Source organism: Micromonospora sp. CNZ280 (assembly GCF_011759515.1).
Genome location: NZ_JAAOYP010000001.1, coordinates 1,202,521 through 1,227,675, shown reverse-complemented (window position 1 = coordinate 1,227,675; position 25,155 = coordinate 1,202,521). Strand labels below are relative to the sequence as shown.

Annotated in this window: 22 protein-coding genes; 10 read left to right on the top strand and 12 right to left on the bottom strand. The window is 74.9% G+C overall.

What is annotated here, in order from left to right:
- Positions 1 to 366, top strand: coding sequence for a DUF742 domain-containing protein (locus FHX32_RS05770; RefSeq protein ID WP_167179794.1), 366 nt, complete (start codon positions 1 to 3; stop codon positions 364 to 366).
- Positions 347 to 970: a GTP-binding protein gene (locus FHX32_RS05765; protein ID WP_109901213.1), complete on the top strand. Its 624-nt coding sequence runs from the start codon at positions 347 to 349 to the stop codon at positions 968 to 970. The genes FHX32_RS05770 and FHX32_RS05765 overlap by 20 nt, the downstream gene beginning before the upstream one ends.
- A gap of 13 nt (positions 971 to 983) precedes the next feature.
- On the opposite strand, the gene FHX32_RS05760 is transcribed toward FHX32_RS05765, so the two are convergent.
- From FHX32_RS05760 to FHX32_RS05740, 5 genes are all read right to left on the bottom strand, one after another.
- The gene (locus tag FHX32_RS05760) at positions 984 to 2,072 is read right to left on the bottom strand and encodes a uroporphyrinogen-III synthase (RefSeq protein ID WP_167179793.1); all 1,089 of its coding nucleotides are present in this window, start codon (positions 2,070 to 2,072) and stop codon (positions 984 to 986) included.
- Entirely contained in the window at positions 2,072 to 2,419 is a 348-nt protein-coding gene (gene nirD / locus FHX32_RS05755; RefSeq protein ID WP_167179792.1) for a nitrite reductase small subunit NirD, read from the bottom strand. Before nirD ends, FHX32_RS05760 begins: the two co-directional genes overlap by 1 nt.
- Complete coding sequence (nirB, locus tag FHX32_RS05750; RefSeq protein ID WP_167182284.1) at positions 2,416 to 4,932, bottom strand: nitrite reductase large subunit NirB; 2,517 nt, start codon at positions 4,930 to 4,932, stop codon at positions 2,416 to 2,418. Before nirB ends, nirD begins: the two co-directional genes overlap by 4 nt.
- Positions 4,933 to 4,976: 44 nt before the next feature.
- Positions 4,977 to 6,413, bottom strand: a complete 1,437-nt coding sequence (locus FHX32_RS05745) for an FAD-dependent oxidoreductase (protein ID WP_167179791.1) — start codon at positions 6,411 to 6,413, stop codon at positions 4,977 to 4,979.
- A 76-nt stretch (positions 6,414 to 6,489) separates the two neighbouring features.
- Positions 6,490 to 8,646, bottom strand: a complete 2,157-nt coding sequence (locus tag FHX32_RS05740; protein WP_167179790.1) for a molybdopterin oxidoreductase family protein — start codon at positions 8,644 to 8,646, stop codon at positions 6,490 to 6,492.
- A gap of 147 nt (positions 8,647 to 8,793) precedes the next feature.
- On the opposite strand from FHX32_RS05740, the gene FHX32_RS05735 reads away from it, so the two are divergent.
- The 7 genes from FHX32_RS05735 to glmM all read left to right on the top strand — a co-directional run bounded on the left by FHX32_RS05735 (position 8,794) and on the right by glmM (position 14,177).
- Positions 8,794 to 9,507: a methyltransferase domain-containing protein gene (locus tag FHX32_RS05735; RefSeq protein WP_167179789.1), complete on the top strand. Its 714-nt coding sequence runs from the start codon at positions 8,794 to 8,796 to the stop codon at positions 9,505 to 9,507.
- A gap of 33 nt (positions 9,508 to 9,540) precedes the next feature.
- Positions 9,541 to 9,798 (top strand): DUF6364 family protein, encoded by a 258-nt coding sequence (locus tag FHX32_RS05730; protein WP_208417965.1) that lies wholly within the window; start codon positions 9,541 to 9,543, stop codon positions 9,796 to 9,798.
- On the top strand, positions 9,788 to 10,081 hold the full coding sequence (locus FHX32_RS05725; RefSeq protein ID WP_088991920.1) for a type II toxin-antitoxin system PemK/MazF family toxin: 294 nt from the start codon (positions 9,788 to 9,790) through the stop codon (positions 10,079 to 10,081). The genes FHX32_RS05730 and FHX32_RS05725 overlap by 11 nt, the downstream gene beginning before the upstream one ends.
- A 123-nt stretch (positions 10,082 to 10,204) precedes the next feature.
- Complete coding sequence (locus FHX32_RS05720) at positions 10,205 to 11,590, top strand: MFS transporter (RefSeq protein ID WP_167179787.1); 1,386 nt, start codon at positions 10,205 to 10,207, stop codon at positions 11,588 to 11,590.
- Positions 11,591 to 11,780: 190 nt separating this feature from the next.
- A complete protein-coding gene (gene rplM / locus FHX32_RS05715) occupies positions 11,781 to 12,224 on the top strand; it encodes a 50S ribosomal protein L13 (RefSeq protein ID WP_018720634.1) in 444 nt (147 codons plus the stop codon).
- 20 nt (positions 12,225 to 12,244) lie between these two features.
- Complete coding sequence (gene rpsI / locus FHX32_RS05710) at positions 12,245 to 12,709, top strand: 30S ribosomal protein S9 (RefSeq protein ID WP_030501567.1); 465 nt, start codon at positions 12,245 to 12,247, stop codon at positions 12,707 to 12,709.
- Between the two features lie 115 nt (positions 12,710 to 12,824).
- Complete coding sequence (gene glmM, locus FHX32_RS05705; RefSeq protein ID WP_167179786.1) at positions 12,825 to 14,177, top strand: phosphoglucosamine mutase; 1,353 nt, start codon at positions 12,825 to 12,827, stop codon at positions 14,175 to 14,177.
- Between the two features lie 54 nt (positions 14,178 to 14,231).
- On the opposite strand, the gene FHX32_RS05700 is transcribed toward glmM, so the two are convergent.
- Entirely contained in the window at positions 14,232 to 14,981 is a 750-nt protein-coding gene (locus tag FHX32_RS05700) for an ABC transporter ATP-binding protein (RefSeq protein ID WP_167179785.1), read from the bottom strand.
- A gap of 5 nt (positions 14,982 to 14,986) precedes the next feature.
- Positions 14,987 to 17,815: an ABC transporter permease gene (locus FHX32_RS05695; protein WP_167179784.1), complete on the bottom strand. Its 2,829-nt coding sequence runs from the start codon at positions 17,813 to 17,815 to the stop codon at positions 14,987 to 14,989.
- 74 nt (positions 17,816 to 17,889) lie between these two features.
- On the opposite strand from FHX32_RS05695, the gene FHX32_RS05690 reads away from it, so the two are divergent.
- Complete coding sequence (locus FHX32_RS05690; RefSeq protein ID WP_167179783.1) at positions 17,890 to 18,495, top strand: PadR family transcriptional regulator; 606 nt, start codon at positions 17,890 to 17,892, stop codon at positions 18,493 to 18,495.
- A gap of 47 nt (positions 18,496 to 18,542) precedes the next feature.
- Here FHX32_RS05690 and FHX32_RS34895 read toward each other — a convergent pair whose 3' ends face one another.
- The 5 genes from FHX32_RS34895 to FHX32_RS05665 form a co-directional block, all read right to left on the bottom strand.
- Positions 18,543 to 21,068 (bottom strand): FtsX-like permease family protein, encoded by a 2,526-nt coding sequence (locus FHX32_RS34895; protein ID WP_486480921.1) that lies wholly within the window; start codon positions 21,066 to 21,068, stop codon positions 18,543 to 18,545.
- Between the two features lie 85 nt (positions 21,069 to 21,153).
- On the bottom strand, positions 21,154 to 22,263 hold the full coding sequence (locus FHX32_RS05680; protein WP_167179782.1) for a low specificity L-threonine aldolase: 1,110 nt from the start codon (positions 22,261 to 22,263) through the stop codon (positions 21,154 to 21,156).
- On the bottom strand, positions 22,260 to 23,468 hold the full coding sequence (locus FHX32_RS05675) for a pyridoxal phosphate-dependent aminotransferase (RefSeq protein ID WP_208418375.1): 1,209 nt from the start codon (positions 23,466 to 23,468) through the stop codon (positions 22,260 to 22,262). Before FHX32_RS05675 ends, FHX32_RS05680 begins: the two co-directional genes overlap by 4 nt.
- Before the next feature lie 35 nt (positions 23,469 to 23,503).
- A complete protein-coding gene (locus FHX32_RS05670) occupies positions 23,504 to 24,334 on the bottom strand; it encodes an MmpS family transport accessory protein (RefSeq protein WP_167179780.1) in 831 nt (276 codons plus the stop codon).
- A gap of 85 nt (positions 24,335 to 24,419) precedes the next feature.
- Positions 24,420 to 25,121 carry an MmpS family transport accessory protein gene (locus tag FHX32_RS05665; RefSeq protein ID WP_167179779.1) on the bottom strand — a complete coding sequence of 234 codons (702 nt, stop codon included), beginning with the start codon at positions 25,119 to 25,121 and terminating at the stop codon, positions 24,420 to 24,422.
- Positions 25,122 to 25,155: the final 34 nt, after the last annotated feature.

Here is a 25,155-nt window from a genome sequence, read left to right as displayed (position 1 = left end):
ATGGAGCATCGCCGTGCGGACCCACGTGGCGAACTCGTGCGCCCGTACGCGGTCACCCGCGGTCGCACCGAACCCCGGCAGCTCATCGCCCTGGAGGCGGTGCTCTCCGCCAGTCCCACGGCGGTGGCCGAGTCCCGGTTCGCCGGCCACGACAAGCACCGCATCGCCACGATCTGCGAGGGCCGGGCGCAGTCGCTGGCGGAGATCGCCGCGTACACCCGGATGCCGCTGGGGGTCGCCCGGGTGCTGGTCGCCGACATGGTGGCCGAGGGCCTGCTGACGCTACACACCGCCGCTCCGGCCGAGGGCTACGAGGAGCGGATGAACCTGCTTGGAAGGGTGCTAAGTGGACTTCGCGAACTATGACCCCGCCGGGGCGAGCCGCAGCCGGGAGATCATCTCCGCGAAGATCGTGGTCGCGGGCGGCTTCGGCGTGGGCAAGACGACCCTGGTCGGCGCGATCTCCGAGATCACTCCGCTGACCACCGAGGCGGTGATGACCGCGGCCGGCGTCGGCATCGACGACCCGTCGAAGGTGCCCGGCAAGGAGACCACCACGGTCGCCATGGACTTCGGCCGGATCACCATGGCCCAGGACCTGATCCTCTACCTGTTCGGCACGCCGGGCCAGACCCGCTTCTGGTTCATGTGGGACGAGATCATCCGGGGTGCGGTGGGCGCCGCGGTGCTGGTGGACACCCGCCGGATCACCGACGCCTTCGCGCCACTGGACTACTTCGAGAACCGCAAGCTGCCGTACGTGGTGGCGCTCAACCGGTTCGACGGCGCCCCCGAGTACGAGCTGGGCGAGGTCCGCGAGGCGCTGGCGATCCCGGCGGACGTGCCGCTGGTGATGTGCGACGCCCGGCGGCGCGAGTCGGTGAAGCAGGTGCTGGTCACCGTCGTCGAGCACGCCATGCTGCGGCTGCAGGCCGAGCACGGCCGGGGTTTCCCGACCCCGGTCGGCTGACCCGGCCCGGAGGCTAGTCGACGCGGAGCCGGTAACCGCGCTTGACAACGGTCTGCACGACGCGGGGAGCGCGCAGGCCGGCGCGGAGCCGGGCCACCGCCATCTCCACGGCGTGCTCGTCCGCGCCCCGGGGCAGCGTCCGCAGCAGCGCGGTACGGGACAGCACGCGCCCGGGGGAGTGGGCCAGCGCCCGGAGCACCGCCATCGGGGCGGGCGCCAGCGGACGCAGCTCGCCGTCGACCACGGCGGCGTGCCCGCGCAGCGTGAGCAGGTGGCCGGCCGCCTTCAGGCTGACCGTCCGGCGCGGCAACTCGTCGACGATGGTCCGCACCAGCGCACCCAGCCGGGCCCGGTTGGGCGCGCTCACCGGCACCCCGCGGCGCAGCAGCGGCTCCGCGGTCACCGACCCGACGCAGCTGGCCAGCACGTCGCCGCGGAACGCCGCCAGCACCGCGTCGGTGCGGTCGCCGGCGGCGCGCAGCAGCGCCTCCACCGCCGGGGCCGAGGTGAAGGTGACCGCGTCGACCAGCCGCGCGTCGACCAGATCGATCAGCCGGTGCAGCGGGGCGGGGTCGGTCGGCGGCGCCCACCGGTAGACCGGCACCTCGATCACCGTCGCCCCGGCCGCCTCCAGAGCCAGGGTGCACTCCGGCTGCCGCTCCCCGTGCAACTGCATGGCGATGACCTGTCCGGCGACGCCGCGCCGGCGCAGGTGGTCGACCACCTCGTCGCAGCTCTCCGAGGCCGGTGACCACTGGTCGTGCAGGCCGGCGGCGCGGATCGCCCCGCGCGCCTTCGGCCCCCGGGCCACCACGTACGCCTCGGCGAGCACCGACCGCAGCGGCTCGGCCAGCCCCCAGCCCTCGGCCGCCTCCAGCCAGCCGCGCATCCCGATGCCGGTGTTAGCCATCACGATGTCCGGCGGCCGGTCCAGGCAGGCCCGGGTGGCCTCGCGCAGTTCGGTGTCGTCGGCCAGCGGCACGATCCGCAGGGCCGGGGCGAGCACCACCCGGGCGCCCCGCCGTTGCAGCAGCGCGGCGAGTTCGTCCCGCCGCCGGTCGGCGGTCACCCCGATGGTGAAGCCGGCCAGTTCGTCGCGCATCACCCCTCCTGTCGCAGCCGCACCTCGACCACTCCGTCGCGGCAGCGCACGTCGTGCCGGGCCACCGACACCCCCGGCAGGTCGAGGCAGGCCCCGGTACGCAGGTCGTACACCTGCTTGTGCAGCGGCGAGGCGACGGTCGGCACCCCGCCCCGGCTGCCCACGATCCCCCGCGACAGCACGTACGCCCCGCCGACCGGATCGAGGTTGTCCACCGCGAACAGTTCGCCGGCGGTGCGGAAGAGCGCCACCTGCACGCCGTCGACCAGCGCGGCGACGCCCCGGTCCGGCTCCAGCCGGTCCAGCGGGCAGACCGGGATCCAGGTCAGCAGCATCGTGGTGGTCATCGGCGCACCTCCGGCAGTCCCAGCGCGACCGGCTGTCGGGTCGCGGGTGGTGGGCCGCCGGCCGGCACCGGCTGGCCGCGTTCGAGGGTGAAGCTGATGGACGGGTCGGGCACGTCGGGGGCGTTGACGAAGGAGGTGAACCGGCGCAGCCGGTCCGGGTCGTCGAGCACGTCGCGCCACTCGTCCGAGTAGGACTCGACGTGCCGGGCCATCGCCGCGTCGAGTTCGGCGCAGAGGCCGAGCGAGTCGTCCACGATCACCGACCGCAGGTGGTCCAGGCCGCCGTCCATCGCCTCGATCCAGGCGGCGGTGCGTTGCAGCCGGTCCGCGGTGCGGATGTAGTACATGAGGAACCGGTCGATCAGCGTGGTCAGCGCCGCCGTGGACAGGTCGGTGGCGAACAGGTCGGCGTGCCGGGGCCGGAAGCCGCCGTTGCCGCCGACGTAGAGGTTCCAGCCGGTCTCCGTGGCGATGATGCCGAAGTCCTTGCTGCGCGCCTCGGCGCACTCCCGGGCGCAGCCGGAGACCGCCGACTTGATCTTGTGCGGCGCGCGCAGTCCCCGGTAGCGCAGCTCCAGCGCGATGGCCAGCCCGACCGAGTCCTGCACCCCGTACCGACACCAGGTGGAGCCGACGCAGGACTTCACCGTCCGCAGCGCCTTGCCGTACGCGTGGCCGGACTCGAAGCCGGCGTCCACCAGCCGCCGCCAGATCCGCGGCAGCTGCTCGACCCGGGCGCCGAACAGGTCGATCCGTTGCCCGCCGGTGATCTTCGTGTAGAGCTGGAAGTCCCGGGCCACCTCGCCGATCGCGATGAGCCTCTCCGGGGTGATCTCGCCGCCGGGGATCCGCGGCACCACCGAGTAGCTGCCGTCGCGCTGCAGGTTGGCCAGGAAGTGGTCGTTGGTGTCCTGCAACGACGCCTGCTCGCCGTCGAGCACGTGCCCGCTGCCCAGCGAGGCGAGGATCGAGGCGACCACCGGCTTGCAGATGTCGCAGCCGCGACCCCGGCCGTGCTCGGCGACCAGCCGGGAGAAGGTGCGGATGCCGCGCACCCGGACGATGTCGAACAGCTCCTGCCGGCTTGCGTCGAAGTGCTCGCAGAGCGCCGTCGACTGCCTCACCCCGGCCGCGTCCAGCAGTTGCTTGAGCATCGGCACGCAGGAGCCGCAGCTGGTGCCGGCCCGGGTGCACGCCTTGAGCGCCGGTACGTCCGCGCAGCCGCCGGCGATCGCGCCGTCGATGTCGGCGCGGGTCACCGCGTTGCACGAGCAGACCTGGGCGGTGGCGGGCAGCCCGCCGGTTCCCGCGCCCGCCGAACCCTCGGGGGCGAGCAGCGCCAGCGGGGGAGCGGGCAGCGGCCCGCCGACGCTGGCCCGCAGCGTCGGGTAGGCGCTCGCGTCGCCGACCAGCACCCCGCCGAGCAGCGTCTGCGCGTCGTCGGAGAGGACCAGCTTGGCGTAGACCCGGGTGGCCGGGTCGGTGAACGTGACGTCCAGGCAGCCGGGGGTGGTGCCGTGCGCGTCGCCGAACGAGGCCACGTCCACGCCGAGCAGCTTCAGCTTGGTGGCGGTGTCCGCGCCGGGGAAGGTGGCCGCGCCGCCGACCAGCCGATCGGCCACCACCTCGGCCATCGCGTAGCCGGGGGCGACCAGGCCGTGGCAGGTGCCGTCGACGGCGGCGCACTCGCCGACCGCCCAGATCCGCTCGTCGGCCGTCCGGCAGGTGCCGTCGACCAGCACCCCGCCGCGCGGGCCGAGCGGCAGGCCGGCCGCCCGGGCCAGCTCGTCGCGGGGGCGGATGCCGGCCGCCACCACCACCAGGTCGGCGTCGACCGTGCCGCCGTCGGCCAGCTCCAGACCGGCGACCGTGCCGTCCGGGCCGGACCGGATCGCGGTGGTGGCGGTACCGAGGTGGGTGGCCACGCCCAACTCGTCGACGTAGCGGCGGAGCATCGCCCCGCCAGCCGTGTCGACCTGAACCGGCATCAGCCGGGGCGCGAACTCGACCACGCTGGTGGCCAGGCCGAGCAGCCGCAGCGCGTTCGCCGCCTCCAGCCCGAGCAGGCCGCCGCCGATCACCGCGCCGGTGCGCCGGCCGCGGGCGTGCTCCCGGATCGCCGCCAGGTCGTCCAGGGTGCGGTAGACGAAGACCCCGGGCAGTGTCGCGCCGTCGACCGGCGGTATGAAGGCGGACGAGCCGGTGGCCAGCACCAGCGCGTCGTACGGGTACTCGCCGGCCGCCGTGGTCACCACCCGCCGGTCCCGGTCGATCGTGGTGGCCGGCTCGCCGAGGCGCAGCTCGACTCCGGGGTGCGGGGTGTGCAGGTCGAGGTCGTCGGCGCTCACCCCGTCGAAGAACGCCGAGAGCCGCACCCGGTCGTACGCCGGGCGGCGTTCCTCGGCGAGCACGGTCAGCCGCCACCGGCCCTGCGGGTCCCGGGCCTGCAGCGCGTCGACGAAGCGCTGCCCGACCATGCCGTTGCCGACGACGACCAGCCTGCCGCCGTTCATGCCGGCACACCCGTCCGGCTCGCTGGTCCGCCCGCTCGGCCCACTCATCGCGCCACCTCCACTGAGTCCACGTCGGAGAGCCAGTCGACGATGCCGGCGACCGCGTCCCGGCAGCTGCCGCAGCCGGTGCCGGCCCGGGTGGCGGCCGCCACCGCGTCGACCGTCCGAGCCCCGGAGCGCCAGCAGCCCACCAGCGCTCCCTTGCTGACGTTGTTGCACTGGCACACGGTCGCCGCGTCCGGCATCAGCGCCGGGGACGCGGCCGGCGCGGCGGGTGCGCCGAGGGCCCGGCCGAGCAGCAGGGACCGCCGGTCGGCCGGTACCGGCTGACCCCGGTCGAAGAGCTGGATCACGGTGCCGACCGCCGGGTTGTCGCCGAGCAGGATGGCGCCGGTCAGCCGCTCGTCGCGGATCCGCAGCCGGGCGTACGTGCCGCGGACCGGGTCGGCGAAGGTCAGTTCCTCGCCCGCCTCGCCGCCCTCCGGCTCGCCCATGGCCGCCAGGTCGATGCCGGCGGCCTTGAGCCGGGTCACCACCGGCCGGGGCCGGTAGCGGGCCAGCGGGTCCTCTCCGGTGAGCACCTGCGCCACCACCCGGGCCTGCGCCCAGGCCGGCGCGACCAGCCCGGTCAGGGTGCCGTCGTGCTGGGCGCAGTCGCCGATCGCGGAGATCCGCCGGTCGCTGGTGCGCAGCCGGTCGTCCACCAGCACGCCGCGGTCCACGGCCAGGCCGGCCGCCGCGGCGAGCGCGGTGTCGGGGCGTACCCCGCAGGAGAGCACCAGCAGGTCGGCGGCGAGCGTACGGCCGTCGGCCAGGGCCAGGGTGACCCCGTCGGCGTCCGCCGCCAGCCCGGTGGCGGCCACCGCGAGGTGGGTGGTCACGCCGAGGCCGGCGAGCGTGCCGGCGAGCACCGCCGCGCCGGCCGGGTCGAGCTGCCGTTCCATCAGGTACGGCACCGGGTGCACCACGCCGACGTCGAGCCCTCGCGCGGCGAGCCCGCGGGCCGCCTCCAGGCCGAGCAGCCCGCCGCCGAGCACCAGGGCGCTCCGCGCGCCGCGGGCCACGGCGAGGATCCGCCGGCAGTCGTCCAGGGTGCGGAACGCGGCCACCCGCGGGGGCAGCCGGTCGCCGTCCAGCCCGGGCAGCGGCGGAACGATGGCTTGGCTGCCGGTGGCCAGCACCAGGTGGTCGTAGCCGATCCGGTCGCCGTCGGCGGTGCGTACGGCGCGCGCGGCCCGGTCGATGGCGGTCACCGTCACCCCGGTCCGCAGGTCGACGCCCTGGCCGGCGACCTCGGCCAGCTCCACGTCCGGCTCGCCGACCTTCCCGGCGAGCAGGGTGGACAGCATGATCCGGTTGTACGCCCGGTGCGGCTCCGCGCCGAGCACGGTGACCTTGCGATCCCCGCCCCGGACGTGCAGCTCGCTGGCGAGCCGCGCGCCGGCCATCCCGTTGCCGACGATCACCACCCGCTCACTCATGCCGGCACTCCGCTGCGCTGCGTGCCGTCATGAGGCACCTTCGCGCTGGGCCTGATGATTCGCTCGCTGCGCTCGCTCATGGCTCCACCACCCTTTCCACCCGGACGGCGCAGATCTTGAATTCCGGCATCCCGGAGACCGGGTCCACCGCGTCGTTGGTGACCGAGTTGGCCCGCCCGGCGCCGCCCCAGTGGAACGGGGCGAAGACGGTGTCCGGGCGGATGCCCGGGCTGAGCCGGGCCGGCGCCCGCAGCTCGCCCCGGCGGGAGACCACCCGGACCGGCTCGCCGTCGGCCACCCCGAGCCGGTCGGCCAGGTCGGGGTGCAGCTCGACGAAGGCCCGCGGGGCGGCCCGGCGCAGCGCCGCCACCCGCCGGGTCTGGGTGCCGGACTGGTACTGGGCGAGCACCCGGCCGGTGGTGAAGTGCAGCGGGTACTCGGAGCAGACCTCCTCGGCCGCCGGCCGGTGTTCGACCGGGTGGAACCGCGCCCGCCCGTCCGGGGTGGCGAAGCGGTCGGCGAAGAGGCGGGGGCTGTCCGGGCCGTCCTCGTCCGGGCAGGGCCACCAGACCCCGTCGGCGGCGTCGATCCGCTCCCAGCTGACCCCGGCGTAGTCGGCGGGGCCGCCGGCCGAGGCCCGGCGCAGCTCGGCGAAGACGGTCCGCGGGTCGGTCGGAAAGCGGTCCGCCGCGTGGGCGGCCGCCTCGACATCGCCGTCGTCGCCGGAGGCGGCGAGCCGGGCCGCGAGCTCGGCCAGCACGGCCAGGTCGGTGCGGACGCCCGGGGGCGGTTCGCGCAGCGCCCGGCGGCGCAGCACCCGACCCTCCAGGTTGGTCATGGTGCCGTCCTCCTCCGCCCACTGCGCGGTGGGCAGCACCACGTCGGCCAGGGCGGCCGTCTCGGAGAGCAGGAAGTCGGCGACCACCAGCAGGTCGAGGTCGCGCAGCCGGCCCTCGACCCGGGCCGCGCGGGGCGCGGAGACCACCGGGTTGGAGCCGAAGACCAGCAGCGCCTTCGGCCCGGCCGGGGTGCCCAGCGCGTCCAGCAGTTGGTACGCCGGCACGCCCGGCCCGGGCAGCTCGCCGGCCGGCACCCCCCAGACCCCGGCGACGTGCTCCCGGGCGGCCGGGTCGTCGATCCGCCGGTAGCCGGGCAGTTGGTCAGCCTTCTGCCCGTGCTCCCGGCCACCCTGCCCGTTGCCCTGCCCGGTGAGGCAGCCGTAGCCGGAGCCGGCCCGGCCGGGCAGGCCGAGGGCGAGCGCCAGGTTCACGAAGCCGGTGACCGTGTCCGCGCCCTTGGCGTGCTGTTCGGCGCCGCGCGCGGTGAGGATGATCGCCCGCTCGGCGGTGCCAAGCGCCCGGGCGGTCGCCTCCAGGTCGGCCACCGGCACCCCGGAGAGCGCCTCGGCGCGGGCCGGCCACCAGCCCGCCACGCTGCGCCGGACCGCTTCGAAGCCGGTGGTGCGGCCGGCCACGTACGCCCGGTCGACCCAGCCCTCGGTGAGCGCGATGTGCAGCAGCGCGTTGGCCACCGCCAGGTCGGTGCCGGGCAGCGGTTGCAGGTGCAGGTCGGCCAGCCGGGCGGTGGCGGTGACCCGGGGGTCGACCACGATCAGCCGGCCGCCGCGCTCGCGCTGCTCGGTCAGCCAGCGCACCAGCGGGGGCATGGTCTCCGCCGGGTTGGCCCCGACCAGCAGCAGGGTGTCGGCCCGCCCGAGGTCGGCCAGCGGGAACGGTAGGCCCCGGTCGACGCCGAAGGCGCGCAGCCCGGCGGCCGCCGCGGCGGACATGCAGAACCGGCCGTTGTAGTCGATGTGCCGGGTGCGCAGCGCCACCCGGGCGAACTTGCCCAGCGCGTACGCCTTCTCGTTGGTGAGCCCGCCGCCGCCGAACACCGCGACCGCGTCCGGGCCGTGTCCACGCTGGACGGCGCGGATGCCGGTGACGATCCGGTCCAGCGCGGCCGCCCAGGTGGCCGGGCGCAGCTCGCCGGTGGCCGGGTCGCGCAGCAGCGGGGTGGTCAGCCGCTCCGGGTGGTCGAGCAGTTCGGCGGCGGTCCAGCCCTTCTGGCAGAGCCCGCCGCGGTTGGTGGGGAACTGCCGGGCCAGTACGGCCACCCGGCCGGCCTCCGCGCGCAGTGTCATCCCGCACTGGAGGGCGCAGTACGGGCAGTGCGTCGCCACCTCCCGGGGCGCGGACCCCGGCCGAGTCGCCGACCGTGCACCGTCTGTCATGTCGGCAAAGCGTGCCGGGGGGCGGTTTCCGGCCCGGGTCCCGTTTGTTTCGGTCCTGTCAAGAGCGGCTCACACCGCACGGGAGCGACGGACCGGACCGCAGCATCTATGATGTGAGACAACAGTCTTATATCCTGGGAGAACCGGATGACCGTCGCGGACGCCTTCGACGCGGTGGCGGGCAGCTACGACGAGGCGCGCCGGCGGCTGGTGCCCTGCTTCGACGACTTCTACGGCACGGCGGTCGAGGTGGCCGCGCCGCCGCTGCGGGCGGCGCTGGCGGCGGGGCGTACGCCCGAGGTGCTCGACCTGGGCGCGGGCACCGGGCTGCTCTCGCTGCTGCTCACCGCCGCCCTGCCGGGCGTCCGGGTGACCCTGGTGGACGCCGCCCCGGCGATGCTCGCCGTCGCCGCCGACCAGTTGCGCGCCCGGGGCGTGCCGCACCGGACGGTGCGCGCCGACCTGACCGACCCGCTGCCCGACGGGCGGTACGACGCGGTGGTCAGCGCACTGGCCATCCACCACCTGGACGACGCCGGCAAGCGCGACCTCTACGCGCGGGCGGCCCGGGCGCTCGCCCCCGGCGGCGTGCTCGTCAACGCCGAACAGGTCGCCGGCCCGACCCCGGCGCTGGACCGGCGCTACCACGAGGTCTGGCTGGCGCGGGTCGCCGAACTCGGCTCCGACCGGGCCGAGATCGACGCGGCGCTGGGCCGGATGGCGTACGACCGGCCGGCGCCGGTCGCCGAGCAGTGCGGCTGGCTGGCCGAGGCGGGCCTGGTGGACGTGGACTGCTTCTTCAAGCAGTGGCGGTTTGCCGTGTTCGGCGGCCGGCGCGAATCGGTGCGCCAGCTGGGATGACTACCGGTCATACCGATGGGTAGTCTGTCCGGCATGACAGCCAAGGTGACCCTGTCGTTCTCCGACGAGACGATCGAGGAGGCCCGCCGGTTCGCCAAGCGCGAGGGCCTCTCGCTCTCCGCCTGGATGGACCAGGCGGCCCGGGAGAAGGCGCTGCGCGAGGTCTTCACCGCGCACGCCGCCGCCGTCGGCCGGGCCGGGTTGGACCTGGAGTCCGCCGCCCTGGCCGACGCGCGCGAGGTGGGCATGGTCGACGACGTGCTCTTCGGCGGGCGCCCGCGTGCTGCGTAGGGGCGAGGTCTGGCGCATCTCCGGCGCCCGCGAACGGTTCGGCCTGGTGATCAGCTCCGACGTCTACAACTCCACCGACGTACCCATCGTGATCGTCGCCGAGGTGGTCGAGGAGTCGCTGCTGCGCGACTCGCCGCTGGCCGTGCCGATGGGCGGCTTCGTGGTGATGCCCGACCGGCTCTCCTCGCCGATGAAGAAGTGGTTCACCGAGTGCGTCGACGTCGCCGACACCGAAACCATGCAGCGGGTCGGCCGGGCGCTGCGGATCCTGCAACAACTCTGACCGCTCACCGGCGGCCCCGGCCGGACGTGCGATCTCCGTTTCCGGCCCGACCCGCGACGGGCACCGCCGGGTAATCCCGGGTTCCTAGCGTTCCTCCAGGTCAACCGACGAGGAGGAATCGCCGTGAGCACCCTGGCACCCACCACCCCCCTGGCCGAGGCCGCCCCGGCCGCCGCCCGGCGCCGGCACCGGATCGACGACTGGCGCCCGGAGGACCCCGACTTCTGGCGGACGACCGGAGCCCGGATCGCCCGGCGGAACCTCTGGGTCTCGGTCTTCGCCGAGCACGTCGGCTTCTCGGTGTGGAGCCTCTGGTCGGTGACCGTTCTCTTCCTCGGCCCGGAGTACGGCATCGACCCGGCCGGGAAGTTCCTGCTCACCGCCGTGCCGGCGGCGCTCGGCGCGGTGCTGCGGCTGCCGTACACGCTGGCGGTGGCCCGGTTCGGCGGGCGGAACTGGACGATCGTCAGCGCGCTGCTGCTACTCCTGCCGGCGGTGCCGATGACGGTGCTGCTCGAACCCGGTGTCTCCTACACCACCCTGATGGTGCTGGCCTGCCTCACCGGCGTCGGCGGCGGCAACTTCGCCTCCTCGATGGCGAACATCAACCTGTTCTTCCCCCAGCACCTCAAGGGCCGGGCGCTCGGGCTGAACGCCGGTGGCGGGAACCTCGGCGTGCCGGCGGTGCAGTTGGTCGGGCTGGCGGTGCTGGCCATCGCGGGCGCCGCGTACCCCCGGCTGGTGCCGGCGGTCTACCTGCCGCTGATCGTGCTGGCCGCGCTCGCGGCGGCGCGCTGGCTGGACAACGTCTCCGGGGCCCGGAACGAGCCCGGCGCGCTGCGCGAGGCGGCCCGGGACCCGCACACCTGGGTCATGTCGCTGCTGTACATCGGCACCTTCGGCTCGTTCATCGGCTTCGGCTTCGCCTTCGGCCAGGTGCTCCAGCTCCAGTTCGCCGACCGCTTCCCGACCGCGGTGGACGCGGCCTGGCTGACCTTCCTCGGCCCGCTGGTCGGCTCGCTGATCCGGCCGCTCGGCGGCCACCTCGCCGACCGGCTCGGCGGGGCTCGGGTGACCTTCTGGAACTTCGTGGCGATGGCCACCGGCGCCGGCCTGGTGCTGTACGCCTCGCGGGAGCGCTCGTTCGGGCTCTACCTGACCGGTTTCCTGGCCCTGTTCGTCTTCTCCGGGATCGGCAACGGATCGACTTACAAGATGATCCCGGCGATCTTCCGGGCCCGGGCGGTCGCCGCGGTGGACGCGGGGCGCCGCGACCCGGCCGGGGCGCAGCGCTGGTCGGCCCGGATGACCGGGGCGCTGATCGGCATCGCCGGGGCGGTGGGCGCCTCCGGCGGGCTGCTGGTCAACGTCGCCTTCCGGCAGTCCTTCCTCAGCCAGGGCAGCGCGGACGCCGCGTACCTCGCCTTCATCGCCGCGTACGCGGTCTGCTTCGCCCTGACCTGGCTGGTCTACCTGCGGCCGGGGCCGCGGCGGCTGGCCGGGGTGTGACCTCTACCATGGGTGCGCGGACGGGCCGCACGGGGCGGCACCCCGTTTTGACCTGCCGACCGGGCGCCGGGTATCGTTGCCTGCTGTTGTACGACATCCAGCGGCGTGCCCCTGAGGTACGCTTGGTCGTTCGTGCGCGCTGGTCACCTCGGCGCGCGACCCCAGACCGACGACGAGACAAGGTAGACCTGTGCGTACGTACAGCCCGAAGCCGGGTGAGATCGAGCGTCAGTGGCACGTCATCGACGCCTCTGATGTCGTGCTGGGCCGCCTGGCCACCCACGCCGCCACGTTGCTGCGTGGTAAGCACAAGCCGACTTTCGCGCCGCACGTCGACACGGGCGACTTCGTCGTCATCGTGAACGCGGGCAAGGTCGCGCTGACCGGCAACAAGCGGCAGCAGAAGATCGCCTACCGCCACTCCGGCTACCCGGGTGGCCTGAAGCAGGTCGGCTACGACGAGCTGCTGACCAAGCGTCCCGAGCGGGCCATCGAGCTCGCCGTCAAGGGGATGCTCCCGCACAACAAGCTCGGCCGTAAGCTGATCAAGAAGCTGAAGGTCTACGCCGGTGCCGAGCACCCGCACGGCGCGCAGCAGCCGGTGCCGTTCGAGATCAAGCAGATCGCGCAGTGAGCGCGGGCGAAGGAAACAGCATGACCGACATCACCGCCACCGAGGTTGCCCCCGAGGCCACCGAGGCGCCGGCGCCCGTCGCCCGCGCGCCTCGTGGTGACCGGCCGATCCAGACCGTGGGTCGCCGCAAGGAGGCCATCGTCCGGGTCCGCATCGTGCCGGGCTCCGGCAAGATCACCTGCAACGGCCGGGACCTGGAGGCGTACTTCCCGAGCAAGGTGCACCAGCAGCTGATCAAGGACCCGCTGGTCACCGCCGAGAAGGCCGAGGCGTTCGACGTCATCGCCAACCTGCGGGGCGGCGGCACCACCGGTCAGGCGGGCGCGCTCCGGCTGGCCATCGCCCGGGCGCTGATCGTCAGCGAGCCGGACGACCGCCCGGCGCTGAAGAAGGCCGGCTTCCTCACCCGGGACGCCCGGGTCAAGGAGAGCAAGAAGTACGGCCTCAAGAAGGCCCGCAAGGCTCCCCAGTACTCGAAGCGCTGACCAACAGCTTCACGTTGTACTTCTGACGGACGGTCGGTCCGCCTCCCCGCGACGGGAGGTGGGCCGGCCGTTCCGCTTTCTCCTTCATCGGCAGTTTCCACGGAGGTTGGCGGGTATGGGCCGGTTGTTCGGCACGGACGGCGTACGCGGGCGGGCGAACGCCGATCTCACCCCCGAATTGGCGCTGGCGGTGGCCGTCGCCGCCGCCCACACGCTCGCCGAGTCGGACCGGAGCCATCCGCCGCTCGCCGTGGTCGGCCGGGACACCAGGGCCAGCGGCGAGATGCTGGAGGCCGCGGTGGTGGCGGGCCTGGCCAGCGCCGGGGCGAACGTGGTCCGGGTCGGCGTGCTGCCCACCCCGGCCGTGGCGTTCCTCACCGCGGAGGCCAAGGCCGACCTCGGGGTGATGCTCTCCGCCTCGCACAACCCGATGCCGGACAACGGCATCAAGCTCTTCGCCGCCGGCGGGCACAAGCTGCCGGACGAGATCGAGATGCGGATCGAGGCGGCCGTCGAGGCCAACGCCACCACCGCCTGGGAGCGGCCGGTCGGCGCCGGGGTGGGCCGGGTACACGACCTGCTCGACGGCGCCGACCACTACGTGCAGCACCTGGTCGGCACGGTGCCGCACCGGCTGGACGGGATCAAGGTCGTGGTCGACTGCGCCAACGGCGCGGCCGCCCAGGTGGCCCCGGTGGCGTACCGGGAGGCCGGCGCCGAGGTGATCGCGATCCACGCCGAGCCGGACGGGCTCAACATCAACGACGAGTGCGGCTCCAACCACATCGAGGCGCTGCGCGCCGCGGTGGTCGAGCACGGCGCGCACCTGGGTATCGCGCACGACGGCGACGCCGACCGGTGCGTCGCGGTGACCGCCGACGGCGACGAGGTCGACGGCGACCAGGTGATGGCCATCCTGGCGCTGGCCATGCGGGCGGCCGGCACGCTGACCGGCGACACTCTGGTGGCCACGGTGATGAGCAACCTCGGCCTGCGGCTGGCGATGTCCCGGGAGGGCATCCGGCTGGTCGAGACCAAGGTCGGCGACCGGTACGTGCTGGAGGAGCTGCGGGCGTCCGGGCTGGCGCTGGGCGGCGAGCAGAGCGGGCACATCGTCATGCCCGCGTACGCGACCACCGGCGATGGCGTACTGACCGGGCTGCACCTGATGTCCCGGATGGCGGCGACCGGGAAGTCGCTGGCCGACCTGGCCGCGGTGGTGACCCGGCTGCCCCAGGTGCTGATCAACGTGCCGGTCGGCGACCGTACCGTCGGCGCGGCCGCGCCCGCCGTCCGGGCCGAGGTCGAGCGGGCCGAGGCCGAGCTGGGGGAGACGGGCCGGGTGCTGCTCCGCCCGTCCGGCACCGAGCCGCTGGTCCGGGTGATGGTCGAGGCCGGCACCGAGGCGACGGCCCGCGACATCGCCGAGCGGATCGCCGAGCAGGTCCGCACCGCCAGCCCGGCCTGATCCCGCCGCCCGCGCGGCCCCGCCCAGCCGGTGGGGCCGCCGCCGGCCGGACCTTCAGAGGCGCAGGCCGCTGGCCCGGGCGTACGTGGTGGCCGGGTCCTCGCCGCCGGTGAGGTCCACGTCCTCCACCACCCGGCCGTCGCCGAGCCGCACCAGCCGGTCGCACCGAGCCGCGACCGCCCGCTCGTGGGTGGCCAGCAGGATCGTCATCCCGTGCCGGTCACGCAGGCCGAGCAGCAGGTCGAGGATCTGTGCGCCGGTGGCCGAGTCCAGGTTGCCGGTGGGCTCGTCGGCGAGCAGCAGCCCGGGCGCGCCCATCAGCGCCCGGGCGATCGCCACCCGTTGCTGCTGGCCGCCGGAGAGCTGCGCCGGCAGGGCCCGCTCCCGGCCGGCCAGGCCGACGGCGTCGAGCAGTTCGCGCGCCCGGGCCGCGTGGTCGGCGTGCCCCCGGCGGGGGAGCACGGGAGCGATCACGTTGTCCAGCACGGTGAGCGCGGGCAGCAGGTGGTACCGCTGGAAGACGAAGCCGACCCGCTGGCGGTAGCGGGCCAGCGCGGCCCGGCGCAGGCCGGTCACGCTCACCCCGTCGACCGTCACGGTGCCCTCGTCGGAATGCTCGATCGCGCCGATCAGGTGCAGCAGCGTCGACTTGCCGGAACCGCTCGGCCCGGTCAGGGCCACCACCGAGCCGGCGGCGATGTCCAGCGTGACCCCGTCGACCGCGCTGATCGGCTCCGCGCCGCCGCCGAACCGCTTCACCAGACCCGCGACCTCGACGCGGCTACCGGCGGTGTTGTCGTCCATCGGTGTCACTCCTCTGCCAGTAGTCGTGCCGTGGGTAGGCGGTGCAGCAGCGTGGCGGGTGCCAGCGCCGCGGTGGCGGTGAGCAGCACGCCGCCCGCCGCTGTGAGCCCGGCGACCAGGACCAGCGTGCCCGGGACATCCCCGACCAGCCAGGCCGCGCCGCCCACACCCAGCCCGGCGCCGGCGAGCGCGCCCAACCCGCCGAGCAGCAGCCCCTCGTAGCCGACGAGCCGGCCGAGTTCGGGGTCGGTCCAACCGGCGGCGCGCAGGGCGGCCAGCTCGGTCGCCCGGTCGCGGATGTTGAGGTAGAGCACGTCCGCGACGGCGGCGGCGCCGAGCAGCACGGTCGCCCCGGCGGCCAGCGCGTCAGCGCCGCGCACGCTGAGCGAGACCGTGTCGCCGAGCAGGGTGCCGACGATCGCGCCCCGGAAGGCGTACCCGACGGCGGCCACCAGGGTCAGCGCCGCCACGCCGATGGCCAGGGCGCCGGCGCCGAGCAGGGTCCGCCCGGGGGTGCGCACCAGGTTGACCAGGGCCAGCCCGGGCAGGGTACGCGGCCGGCGAACCCAGCGGGCGGTGGCGACCGGCGGGCGGAGCGCGGCGGCCGGGTGGGCGCGGGCGGCCCGCAGCGCCGGCAGCAGGCCGGCGACCAGCGCGAGCAGCAGCGCCACCGGTACGGCGAGCAGCGCTCGCCGCCAATCGACGTCGATGCCGAGCGCGGCGCCGAGCGGCACGGCGAGCCCGACCGACAGCACCCCGGCGGCAAGGCCGAGCACCGCGACCTCGCCGAGGATCAGCGCCCCGATCCGGCGGGCCGGCCAGCCGAGGCAGGCGAGCACTGCCAGCTCGGCGCGGCGGTCCCGGACGGCGGCGGCGACCGCGTTGCCGAGGAAGAGCCCGCAGACCACCAGCACGAGCAGGAAGAGCACGGTGCTCTTGCGATCCACCGCCTGGACGATGGTGGAGGCGACGCCGAGCGCCGACCAGTTCTCGGTCAGCCGCAGCTCCGGGCGGCCGAACGCGCCGGCCGGCAGTTCCACGGTCTGCGGCGCGGCGGAGGAGCCCAGGGTGATGTCGACGTCCAGGCCGGTCGCCCGGTTGATCTGCTCGGCGATCAGCCGGACCCGTTCGGCGGAGCGCTCGCTGTAGCCGTCCACCCCGGCGACCCGGACCCGGACCGCGCTGATCGGGGCATCGCGCTGCGGGCTGTTGCCGCCCTCGAGCAGCTTCGGCACGCTGGCGAGGTTGGTGAGCACCAGCGGCGGCGCGGAGAGGTAGCCGGCCGGGTTGCCGCTCGGCTCCAGGGGCCGGCCGCCGAGCGCGGTGCGGCTGCGTTCGTCCGCGCCCTCGGCGCCCGGCGGCTCGTACGTCTCCAGCGGGACCGCGCCCACGTCGCTGAAGTCGGCGAGCTTCTCCGGATCGAAGACCCCGACGGCCTGCCACTGGTGGTACCGCGTGGCCGCGCCCCCTTCCTTTCCGGCCAGGGCCCGGACCGGCCGGAGGCCGGCGTCCTCGGCCAGCCAGGGCCGGGGCAGGAAGTTGTGGGTGAACTGGGTGCCGTACACCTCGGGGTCCGCGGGCGGCACCGCGTCGGCGCGCAGGGTGCCGTCGGGCAACTCGCGGTATGTCACCGGCCCCGCCTGGATCACCCGCTGGAACTGGCCGTGGCAGCAGGCCTCGCCAGTGATCCCCTTCGCCAGTTGTGCGCGGTAGGCGGCGCCCGCGTCGACCTCGGCGGAGCCGGCCGGGATCCCGTTGGCGCCGGCCAGGGTGCGTTCCAGTTCGATCGCCGGCACGGTGGCCGGCCGGGCCGTGGGCAGTCGGGTGAACCGGGCGCGCACGGTGCTGTCGATGAAGGGGCGGCTGGTGACGAGCGCCGGCGCGGTACGGGTGACCGTGGTGCCGCCGCGCTGCTCGGTCACCGGCTCGTCGGCCCGGACCGGCCGTCCGCCGACCACCGCGGCGTCCAGTCCCACGAGCTGGTTCTCGGCGACGGGATCGATGGCCGCGATCAGCAACGGCACGGTCAGTTGGTAGGTGAGCACCAGCCGGTCGGTGGTGGTGGGCGTGGTGCCCGGTGTGAGCAGGCCGTTGGCCGCCTCGAACCGGCCGTCCGGCAGCAGCCGCACCGAGTTCAAGCTCCACACCTCCCGCTCCGAGAGGGTGGCCGGGTTGCCCTGCAGGCCGCCGAACATCGGATCGCAGATCGGTCGGCTGCCTCCGTCGGGGAGCACCTCCCGGGGGACGGGCCCGCACACGCCGTCCCACGGGTACGACTGGCCGTCGGTGTACGGTGTCGCCTGCTCGGACAAATCGCCCTCGAAACGGGGATAGATCAGCGGGTGGCGGGTGACGTACACGTAGCGCGGCTTGGCCGGCGCGCTGGAGAGGCCGCGTTCGGCCACGAAGGTCGGGTCGATGCGGATCACCTGCCGGTCCAGGCTGCGGTCGACGGCGTCGGTGACGTCGAACGACATCGGCACCGGCGCGGTGGAGTGACCCAGCATCGCGATGGGTGCCGCCACGTCGACACCGGCCACCGCCTTGACCTGCTCGTACTGCGCGGTGGTGATGCCGCCGAAGAGGCCGGAGAGGTAGTTGGGGCGGACCAGCCGCCGCTCGACCTCCAGCGGAGTGCGGGTTCCCTTCGGACGGACCAGGATGTCGTACGCCGCCCGGGTGTTCCGCTCGACGGTGCCGGTGACGTCCAGTCGGGAGGTGGTGGTGGCCCCGGTCAGGACGACGAACCCGGTGGTCGCCACCAGGACCCCGACCAGCAGGGCCACCGACCGCCCCGCACGGCCGCGAAGCTGCCTCCAGACGAAGCTGAGCATGTCGCGCCTCCCCGTGTGCTGCCCACACTCTGCGCGATACATTGTGACAATGCAAGACCCGATCCGGAGGTGACATGGCGATCCAGCACGCCGTCCTGGCCCTGCTCGCCCGCGGCCCCAGCCACGGCTACCAGCTCAAGGGCGCGTTCGAGGCCGCCGTCGGCCCGCAGTGGGGGCCGCTGAACATCGGCCACCTCTACCAGATCCTGGACCGGCTCTCCCGCGACGGCCTGGTCGTCTCGGCACGGGAGCCGCAGCCGGTCAAACCCGACCGGGTGGTCTACGAGATCACCCCCGACGGCCGGGCCGAGCTGGACCGCTGGCTCTCCGAGCCGAGCCCGCGCAGCGGCGGCTTCCGGGACGACTTCTTCCTCAAGGTCACCGCCGCCGCCCGGACCGGCACGCCCGAGACGGTGCGGTCCGTCCTGGCGAACCAGCGCGGGCACCTGATGCGGGAGCTGCGCAACCTGGACGGGCTGCGCCGGGGCGCGGCGGATCCGGTGGTCGGGCTGCTGCTCTCGGCCGCCAGCCGGCACGTCGAGGCCGACCTCGCCTTCGTCGACGACGCCGAGTCGGCGCTGCTCGCCGACGGTGGCGCGACGCTTGCCGCGCTGGCGCGCGACCGCCCGGTGGCGGCGGCCCCGGCCGAGGGCACGGGGCCGAGCCGGGCGGCCGGCTGACGGACCGGTCCCGCCCGACAGGCCGGCGGGACCGCGAGCCGGCGGTGTTACTCCTCCGCCAGCAGTCGTGCCGTGGGTAGGCGGTGCAGCAGCGTGGCGGGTGCCAGCGCCGCGGTGGCGGTGAGCAGCACGCCGCCCGCCGCTGTGAGCCCGGCGGCCAGGACCAGCGCGCCCGGGATGGCTTCCACGAGCCAGGCCGCGCCGGCCATGCCGAGTGCGGCGCCGGTGAGTGCGCCGAGTGCGCCGAGGAGTACGCCTTCGTAGCCGACCAGCCGGCCGAGTTCGCGGTCGGTCCAGCCGGTGGCGCGCAGGGCGGCCAGTTCGTTCGCCCGGTCCCGGATGTTGAGGTAGAGCACGTCGGCGACGGCGGCGGCGCCGAGCAGCACTGTCGCGGTGGCGGCGAGGGCGTCGGCGCCGCGGACGGTCAGGGCGATGGTGTCGCCGAGCAGGCTGCCGACGACTGCGCCCTGGAAGGCGTAGCTGACGGCGGCCACCAGGGTCAGCAGCGCGACCTCGCCCAGGATCAGCGCGGCGATGCGCCGGCCCGGCCAGCCGAGGCAGGCGAGCACGGCCAGCTCGGCGCGGCGGTCCCGGACGGCGGCGGAGACGGCGTTGCCGAGAAAGAGCACGCAGACCACCAGCACCAGGGCGAACAGCGCCGCGCTCTTGCGGTCCACCGCCTCGGTGATGGTGGAAGCCACCCCGAGCGCCGACCAGTTCTCGGTCAGCCGCAGCTCGGGCCGCCCGAACTCGCCTGCGGGCAGCGTGACGGTCTGCGGGGCCGGGGAGGAACCCAGGGTGATGTCGACGTCCAGGCCGGTCGCCCGGTTGATCTGCTCGGCGATCAGCCGGACCCGCTCGGCGGACCGCTCGCTGTAGCCGTCCACCCCGGCGACCCGGACCCGGACCGCGCTGATTGGGGCAGCACGCTGCGGGCCCGCCCGTTCCAGCAGTTTCGGGACGCTGTTCAGAGTGGTCAGGACCAGCGGCGGGGCCGACAGGTAGCCCGCCGGGTTGCCACTGGGCAGCAGCGGTTCGCCACCGAGCGCGGCGCGGCTGCGGTCGTCCGCTCCCTCGGCCGTCGGCGGCTCGTACGTCTCCAGCGGCACCTTGCTGAGCTCGCCGAAGCCGGTCAGCCGCTCCGGATCGAACACGCCCACCGCCCGCCAGTCGTGCAGGGCTTCGTCGCTGGGGATGACCAGCCGACCCACCTGGCGGGCGCCGGTGTCGTCGCTGAGCCAGGGCCGGGGCAGCAGGCTGATCTCCGTCCGGTCGCCGAAGATGGCCGGATCGGGCGGTGACACCCGGGCGATGCGCAGGGTGCCGTCCGCCGCGCGCTCGTGAGCCACCGGGGCCGGCTGGGCGAGCACCTGGAGTTGGCCCCGGCAGCAGCTGTCGAAGGCGTCGTCACCGAGGCCGGCGGCGAGCATGCCCCGGTAGCTCTCGGCGAGCTCGATCTCGGCACTGCCGGCCGGGGTCCCCTCGGCCCGCCCCAACGCCCCGTCCAACACGTCTGGCGCCAGCCCCGCCGGGCGGGCTGTCGGCAGCCGGGTGAGGCGGGTGCGCACCGCGCCGTCCAGGAAGGGCCGGCTCGGGACCAGCGCCGGCACGCTCCGGTCGGGCACGAAGCCCGGAACCGACGTGTCGGCGAGGGTGTCCGCCGCGTTCAGCGGGCGGCCGCCGACCACCGCGTCGGCCAGGCCGACCAGGCGCTGCTCGGCGTCCGGGTCCACGGCGGCGATCAGGAACGGCACGGTCAGCGTTTCCTCCAGCGCCAGCCGCTCGACGGTGGCGGGGCCGGTATCCACGGCGCCGACGGGCGCGCCGAGCGCGCGGTGGGTTACCTCGAAGCGGCCGTCGGGCAGCAGGCGAGCGGCGAGCACCCGCCAGATCTCGCGCTCCGACCAGCCGGGGTTGCCGACGACGACGGCGCTCCGCGGGTCGCAGATCGGCCGGCTGGTCCCGTCCGGCTGGACCTCGCGGGGGACCGCCCCGCACTCGTCGGACCAGGAATAGACGCGACCGTCGGTGTACCGGGCCGAGTCCATCGTGTCCGGCTCGATGACCGGATAGATCAGCGGGTACCGGGTGACGTACACGTACTCGGGCCGGCCCGGGGCGGTGGAGAGGCCGCGCTCGGCGACGTACGTCCGGTCGATCCGAATCACCTGGCGGTCCAGGGTGCGGTCGACGGCGTCGGTGAGGTCGACTGACATCGGCACGCGCGACGTCGAGTGACCGAGCATCGCGATCGGGGCGGCCACCTCCACCCCGGCGACCGCCCGCACCCGCTCGTACTGCTCCAGGGTGATGCCGCCGTAGATGCCGGAGAGGTAGTTCGGGCGGACCAGCCGGTGCTCGGCCTCCAGCGCGGTACGCGCCCCTGTCGGGCGGACGAGGATGTCGTACGCGGACCGGGTCTCGCGCTCGACGGCGCCGGTCACCGCCAGCCGGGAGGTGGTGGTGGCCCCGGTGAGGACGACGAACCCGGTGGTCGCCACCAGCACACCGACCAGCAGCGCCACCGACCGGCCAGCACGGCCACGAAGCTGTCCCCACACCATCCGGAACATGTCGCGCCTCCCCGTGTGCTGCACCACACTCTGCGCGATGCATTGCGACAATGCAAGGGAAGGGGCTCGCGGCGGCCCGCGGCGGTCAGTCCACCGGCAGCCGGCGCAGGAAGCGCTCGCCCAGCGCGGTCACCTGCCCGGCGTCCAGCTCCGTGGCCGGGCCGGCGACGGTCACCTCGGCCGTCGCCACGCCGGGCACCTCGGTGTCCCGCCAGCCGCCCACGAACCAGACCTTCTCCTCCTCGGCGAGGGCGAGGTTGGCGTCGTTCAGGGCGTCCGCCGGATGCGGCAGCCAGATCCGGAACTGGTGGGTGTGCGGCGGCGCCGGGAACACCCGCGCGCCGGGCAGTCCGGCCAGGGCGGTGGCCACCATGCGGGCGTGCGCCACGTAACCGGCGAGTCGGGGCAGCTCGTGGGTGAGGCCGGCGAGCGCGGCCAGGGCGGCCGGCCACTGCTGGAACAGCGTGCCGCCGTGCCGGTGCCGCCAGGCCCGGGCGTACGCGACCAGCTCGGCGGTGCCGGCCAGGGCGGCGCCGGAGTGCCCGCCGAGCGACTTGTAGAACGAGACGTAGGTGCTGTCGGCGAGGCCGGCCACCTCGGCCAGCGAGTGCCCGAGGTGGGTGGTGGACTCCCAGAGCCGGGCGCCGTCCAGGTGCACCCGGGCGCCCCGGGCGCGGGCCGCGTCGACCACCGCGACCAGCTCCGCCCAGCTCGGCAGGACGAAGCCGACGTCGCGCAGCGGCAGCTCCAGCAGCAGCGTGCCGATCGGCTCGTCCAGCGCCGCCACCTCGTCGGCGGTCGGGTTGCGCGGGGCGTCGGTGGTGGACACCGCGCGCAGGCCGCCGAGCACCGCGTACGCGTCCCGCTCGTGCCGTATCGGGTGACTCAGCGGGTGCAGCCCGACCGCCGTCCGGCCGGTCAGTTCCGCGCCGTACCGCATCGCTACCTGCTGGGCCATGGTGCCGGTCGGGAAGAACGCGGCGGCCTCCGTGCCGAGCAGCTCGGCGACCCGGTGCTCCAGCTCCGCCACCGCGCCGCCCTCGGCGTAGTAGTCGGGCAGCGCGTCGTCAATGGCCATCGCGGTCAGCGTGGCAAGCTGCTCCGCGACCGAGTCCGGCCGTACGCCGGAGAACACGGTGTCGCAGCCGCGCAGCGCGGTCAGCCGGCGGATCCGCTGGGCGTACTCGTCGGTCATCGGGTCGCCGCCAGCCGGCGCAACCGGGTGACCGCCTCGGCGAGCACCTCCGGGCGCTTGCAGAAGGCGAACCGGACCAGCCGTCGGCCCGCCTCCGGGTCGTCGTAGAAGACCTGGGTCGGTACGCCCACCACGCCGCACCGCTCCGGCAGCGACCGGCAGAACTCCACCCCGTCCCGCCCACCGAGGGCGGTGACGTCGGCGGTGACGAAGTACGTCCCCTCCGGCGCGAGCACCTCGAACCCGGCGTCGGTCAGCCCGCCGACCAGTTGGTCCCGCCGCTCCTGCAGGCCGGCCCGGAAGGCGGCGAAGTAGTCGTCGGGCAGGGCCAGCGCCACCGCGACCGCCGGTTGCAGCGGCGCCGCGTTGACGAAGGTGAGGAACTGCTTCACCCGCAGCACCGCGGAGACCAGCGCGGCCGGGCCGCTGACCCAGCCCACCTTCCAGCCGGTGCAGGAGAACGTCTTGCCGGCCGAGGAGATGCGCAGCGTCCCCTCGCGCATCCCGGGCAGGGTGGCCAGCGGCACGTGCGGGGCGGCCGCGTCGGTGAAGACCAGGTGCTCGTAGACCTCGTCGGTCACCGCGTACGCGCCGTGTTCCTGGCACAGCTCGGCGACCAGGGCCAGCTCGGCGGGGGTGAAGACCTTGCCGGTCGGGTTGTGCGGCGAGTTCAGCAGCACCAGCCGGGTGCGCGGGCCGAACGCGGCGCGCAACGCGGCCGGGTCGAAGGCGTACCGGCCATCGGCGCCGGGGCGCAGCGTGACCGGGCGCCGGACCGCGCCGGCCAGCGCGATCGAAGCGGCGTACGAGTCGTAGTAGGGCTCGAAGCAGACCACCTCGTCGCCCGGCTCGCAGAGCGCCAGGATGCTCGCCGCGATCGCCTCGGTGGCGCCCGCGGTCACCACGATCTCGCCATCCGGGTCGTACTCCAGCCCCCAGAACCGGCGCTGGTGCGCGGCCACCGCGGCGCGCAGGGCCGGGACGCCCGGACCGGGCGGGTACTGGTTCTGCCCGGCACGCAGCGCCTCGGCGGCGGCGGCCAGCATCTCCGGCGGGCCGTCGGTGTCCGGGAAGCCCTGGCCGAGGTTGACCGCGCCGGTGCGGACGGCCAGGGCGGACATCTCGGCGAAGATGGTCGTCCCGAACGGGCGCATCCGCGCCACCAGCCGGTCGACCTGGGCGGGGGTGGTCGTCACGCCCGCCAGCCTACGGCCCGCCGGCGCCGCTTCAACCCCTCGCCTCAGCCGGTGCAGTTCACCCAGTACGCGCGCTCGTCCTTCGCGACGGTGCGCCCGTCAACGGTGATCCGGCAGCTGATCCGATCCTGATGCCCGTGGTTCGCCAGGACCATCACCCGCCCGGCGTCGTGCATCCGCAGGCTCCGCCGCCACGGCAGCGTGACCTGCTCGACCTGGATGAAGTCGCCGTTGGCGTCGTAGTACTCCAGGTCCGCGGGGCCGCGGCCGGTCACCTCGTACACCACGGTGATCTCGCCCGGTCCGTCGGACGGGGTCAGCGCCGGCCGCACCGTCGGGCGCGCCTGGGTCGGCCAGACCTGCGGCTCCTCGTAGTCGTAGTACGGGTCGTAGGTCTCCTGCGCGTACGGGTCGTCCGGGTAGGGGGTGTCGGCGCTGTAGATGAGGCCGGCGACGCCGAGGCAGGCGCAGAGCCCGAACGCGAGGACGGTCGTCACGGCGACGACGACGCCGACCACCGTCGACCGGTTGCCCGACCGGGCCGGGGCCGGCGGCACGTACGGCGGCGGGTAGCCCAGCGGTGGGTAGCCGGGCGGTGGGTAGCCGGGCGGCAGGTGGCCCGACGGGTACCAGGCCGGCCCCGGGGCACCGGCCGGCGGCGGGAGGCCCGGCGGGGCGCCGGCCGGGCCCGGCGTGCCGGGTGGCGTCCACGGGCCGGGCGCCACCCAGGGCTGGGGTGGCGGCGTCGGGTCCGGCGGGGTCCACGGCGGCGGTGCGTCCGGCCCGGGTGCCGCCGGCGGGCCCGACGCGGCGGGGTCGGGTGCGGCCGGTCCGGTGGACGGGGCGGGGTCTGGGGGCGGCGGGGCTTCGGACATGGGTCAGCTCCGGTGGGGCGGGTGGGGCGTCCGCGACGCCGGTGGCAGCGTACCGGCGCCAGCGGCTGACCTGTGGGGTGAACTCCTAAGCCGCGCCGAAGCAGCTGGCCCGCCACGCACCGCGACCGGCCGTCTCGGTCGCCGCCGGGCTGCCGTCCACGGTGACCGAGCAGGAGACCGACCAGGTCGCGTCGTCGGGCTTGCTGGCCTGCACCATCACCAGGTCGAGCCGGTCGGTACGGACGCTGGTGCGCCAGGGCAGCCGCACCGCGTCCAGCCAGATCGGCGCCCCGTTGGCGTCGTGGTAGAGGATGTCGGCCGCGCCGCGCCCGGTCACTTCGTAGACCACCCGGATCCGGCCCGGTCCCTGGGACGGGGTGGCCGCCGGGCTGGCCGAGGGGCTCGGTGAGGCGGAGATCTCCGGAGGCGGCAGATCACCGGCCTCGGTGCCCGACTCGCCGATCGCCGGCTCGGCCCGCGGCCGGTCGTCGGGGCGGAGCAGCTCGTAGCCGCCGAACCCCAGCCCGGCGGCGAGGGCCAGTACGCCGGCGAGCACGGCGGCCACCGGCCCGCGCCGCCGGCGGCGGCCCGCGGAACCGCCGGCACCGGCCGCGGCGGGGGTGGGCCGCGGAGCCGGCGGGTCGGCGTACAGCGGGGTGGCGGGGAGCCACGGTTCCGGCTGGGCCGGTGGTCCCGGCTCGGGCCGCGGGTCGAGCGGAGCCCAGGGGTGGGGCTCCGCCGCCGGGGACCGGGTCGGTGGATCGGTGGGCGGGGTCGTCTCGGACACTGTCGCTCCAGGTGCCGGGTCAGGTGCACCGGCG

Bases quoted from the DNA above. Each gene is read 5' to 3' on its own strand.
- FHX32_RS05680 (WP_167179782.1), bottom strand. From the start codon at position 22,263: ATGACCGACGAGTACGCCCAGCGGATCCGCCGGCTGACCGCGCTGCGC.
- FHX32_RS05740 (WP_167179790.1), bottom strand. From the start codon at position 8,646: ATGACAGACGGTGCACGGTCGGCGACTCGGCCGGGGTCCGCGCCCCGG.
- FHX32_RS05735 (WP_167179789.1), top strand. From the start codon at position 8,794: ATGACCGTCGCGGACGCCTTCGACGCGGTGGCGGGCAGCTACGACGAG.
- glmM (WP_167179786.1), top strand. From the start codon at position 12,825: ATGGGCCGGTTGTTCGGCACGGACGGCGTACGCGGGCGGGCGAACGCC.
- FHX32_RS05730 (WP_208417965.1), top strand. From the start codon at position 9,541: ATGACAGCCAAGGTGACCCTGTCGTTCTCCGACGAGACGATCGAGGAG.
- FHX32_RS05745 (WP_167179791.1), bottom strand. From the start codon at position 6,413: ATGAGTGAGCGGGTGGTGATCGTCGGCAACGGGATGGCCGGCGCGCGG.
- FHX32_RS05695 (WP_167179784.1), bottom strand. From the start codon at position 17,815: ATGCTCAGCTTCGTCTGGAGGCAGCTTCGCGGCCGTGCGGGGCGGTCG.
- FHX32_RS05690 (WP_167179783.1), top strand. From the start codon at position 17,890: ATGGCGATCCAGCACGCCGTCCTGGCCCTGCTCGCCCGCGGCCCCAGC.
- FHX32_RS05700 (WP_167179785.1), bottom strand. From the start codon at position 14,981: ATGGACGACAACACCGCCGGTAGCCGCGTCGAGGTCGCGGGTCTGGTG.
- FHX32_RS34895 (WP_486480921.1), bottom strand. From the start codon at position 21,068: ATGTTCCGGATGGTGTGGGGACAGCTTCGTGGCCGTGCTGGCCGGTCG.
- FHX32_RS05760 (WP_167179793.1), bottom strand. From the start codon at position 2,072: ATGCGCGACGAACTGGCCGGCTTCACCATCGGGGTGACCGCCGACCGG.
- nirD (WP_167179792.1), bottom strand. From the start codon at position 2,419: ATGACCACCACGATGCTGCTGACCTGGATCCCGGTCTGCCCGCTGGAC.
- nirB (WP_167182284.1), bottom strand. From the start codon at position 4,932: ATGAACGGCGGCAGGCTGGTCGTCGTCGGCAACGGCATGGTCGGGCAG.
- FHX32_RS05670 (WP_167179780.1), bottom strand. From the start codon at position 24,334: ATGTCCGAAGCCCCGCCGCCCCCAGACCCCGCCCCGTCCACCGGACCG.
- FHX32_RS05770 (WP_167179794.1), top strand. From the start codon at position 1: ATGGAGCATCGCCGTGCGGACCCACGTGGCGAACTCGTGCGCCCGTAC.
- rpsI (WP_030501567.1), top strand. From the start codon at position 12,245: ATGACCGACATCACCGCCACCGAGGTTGCCCCCGAGGCCACCGAGGCG.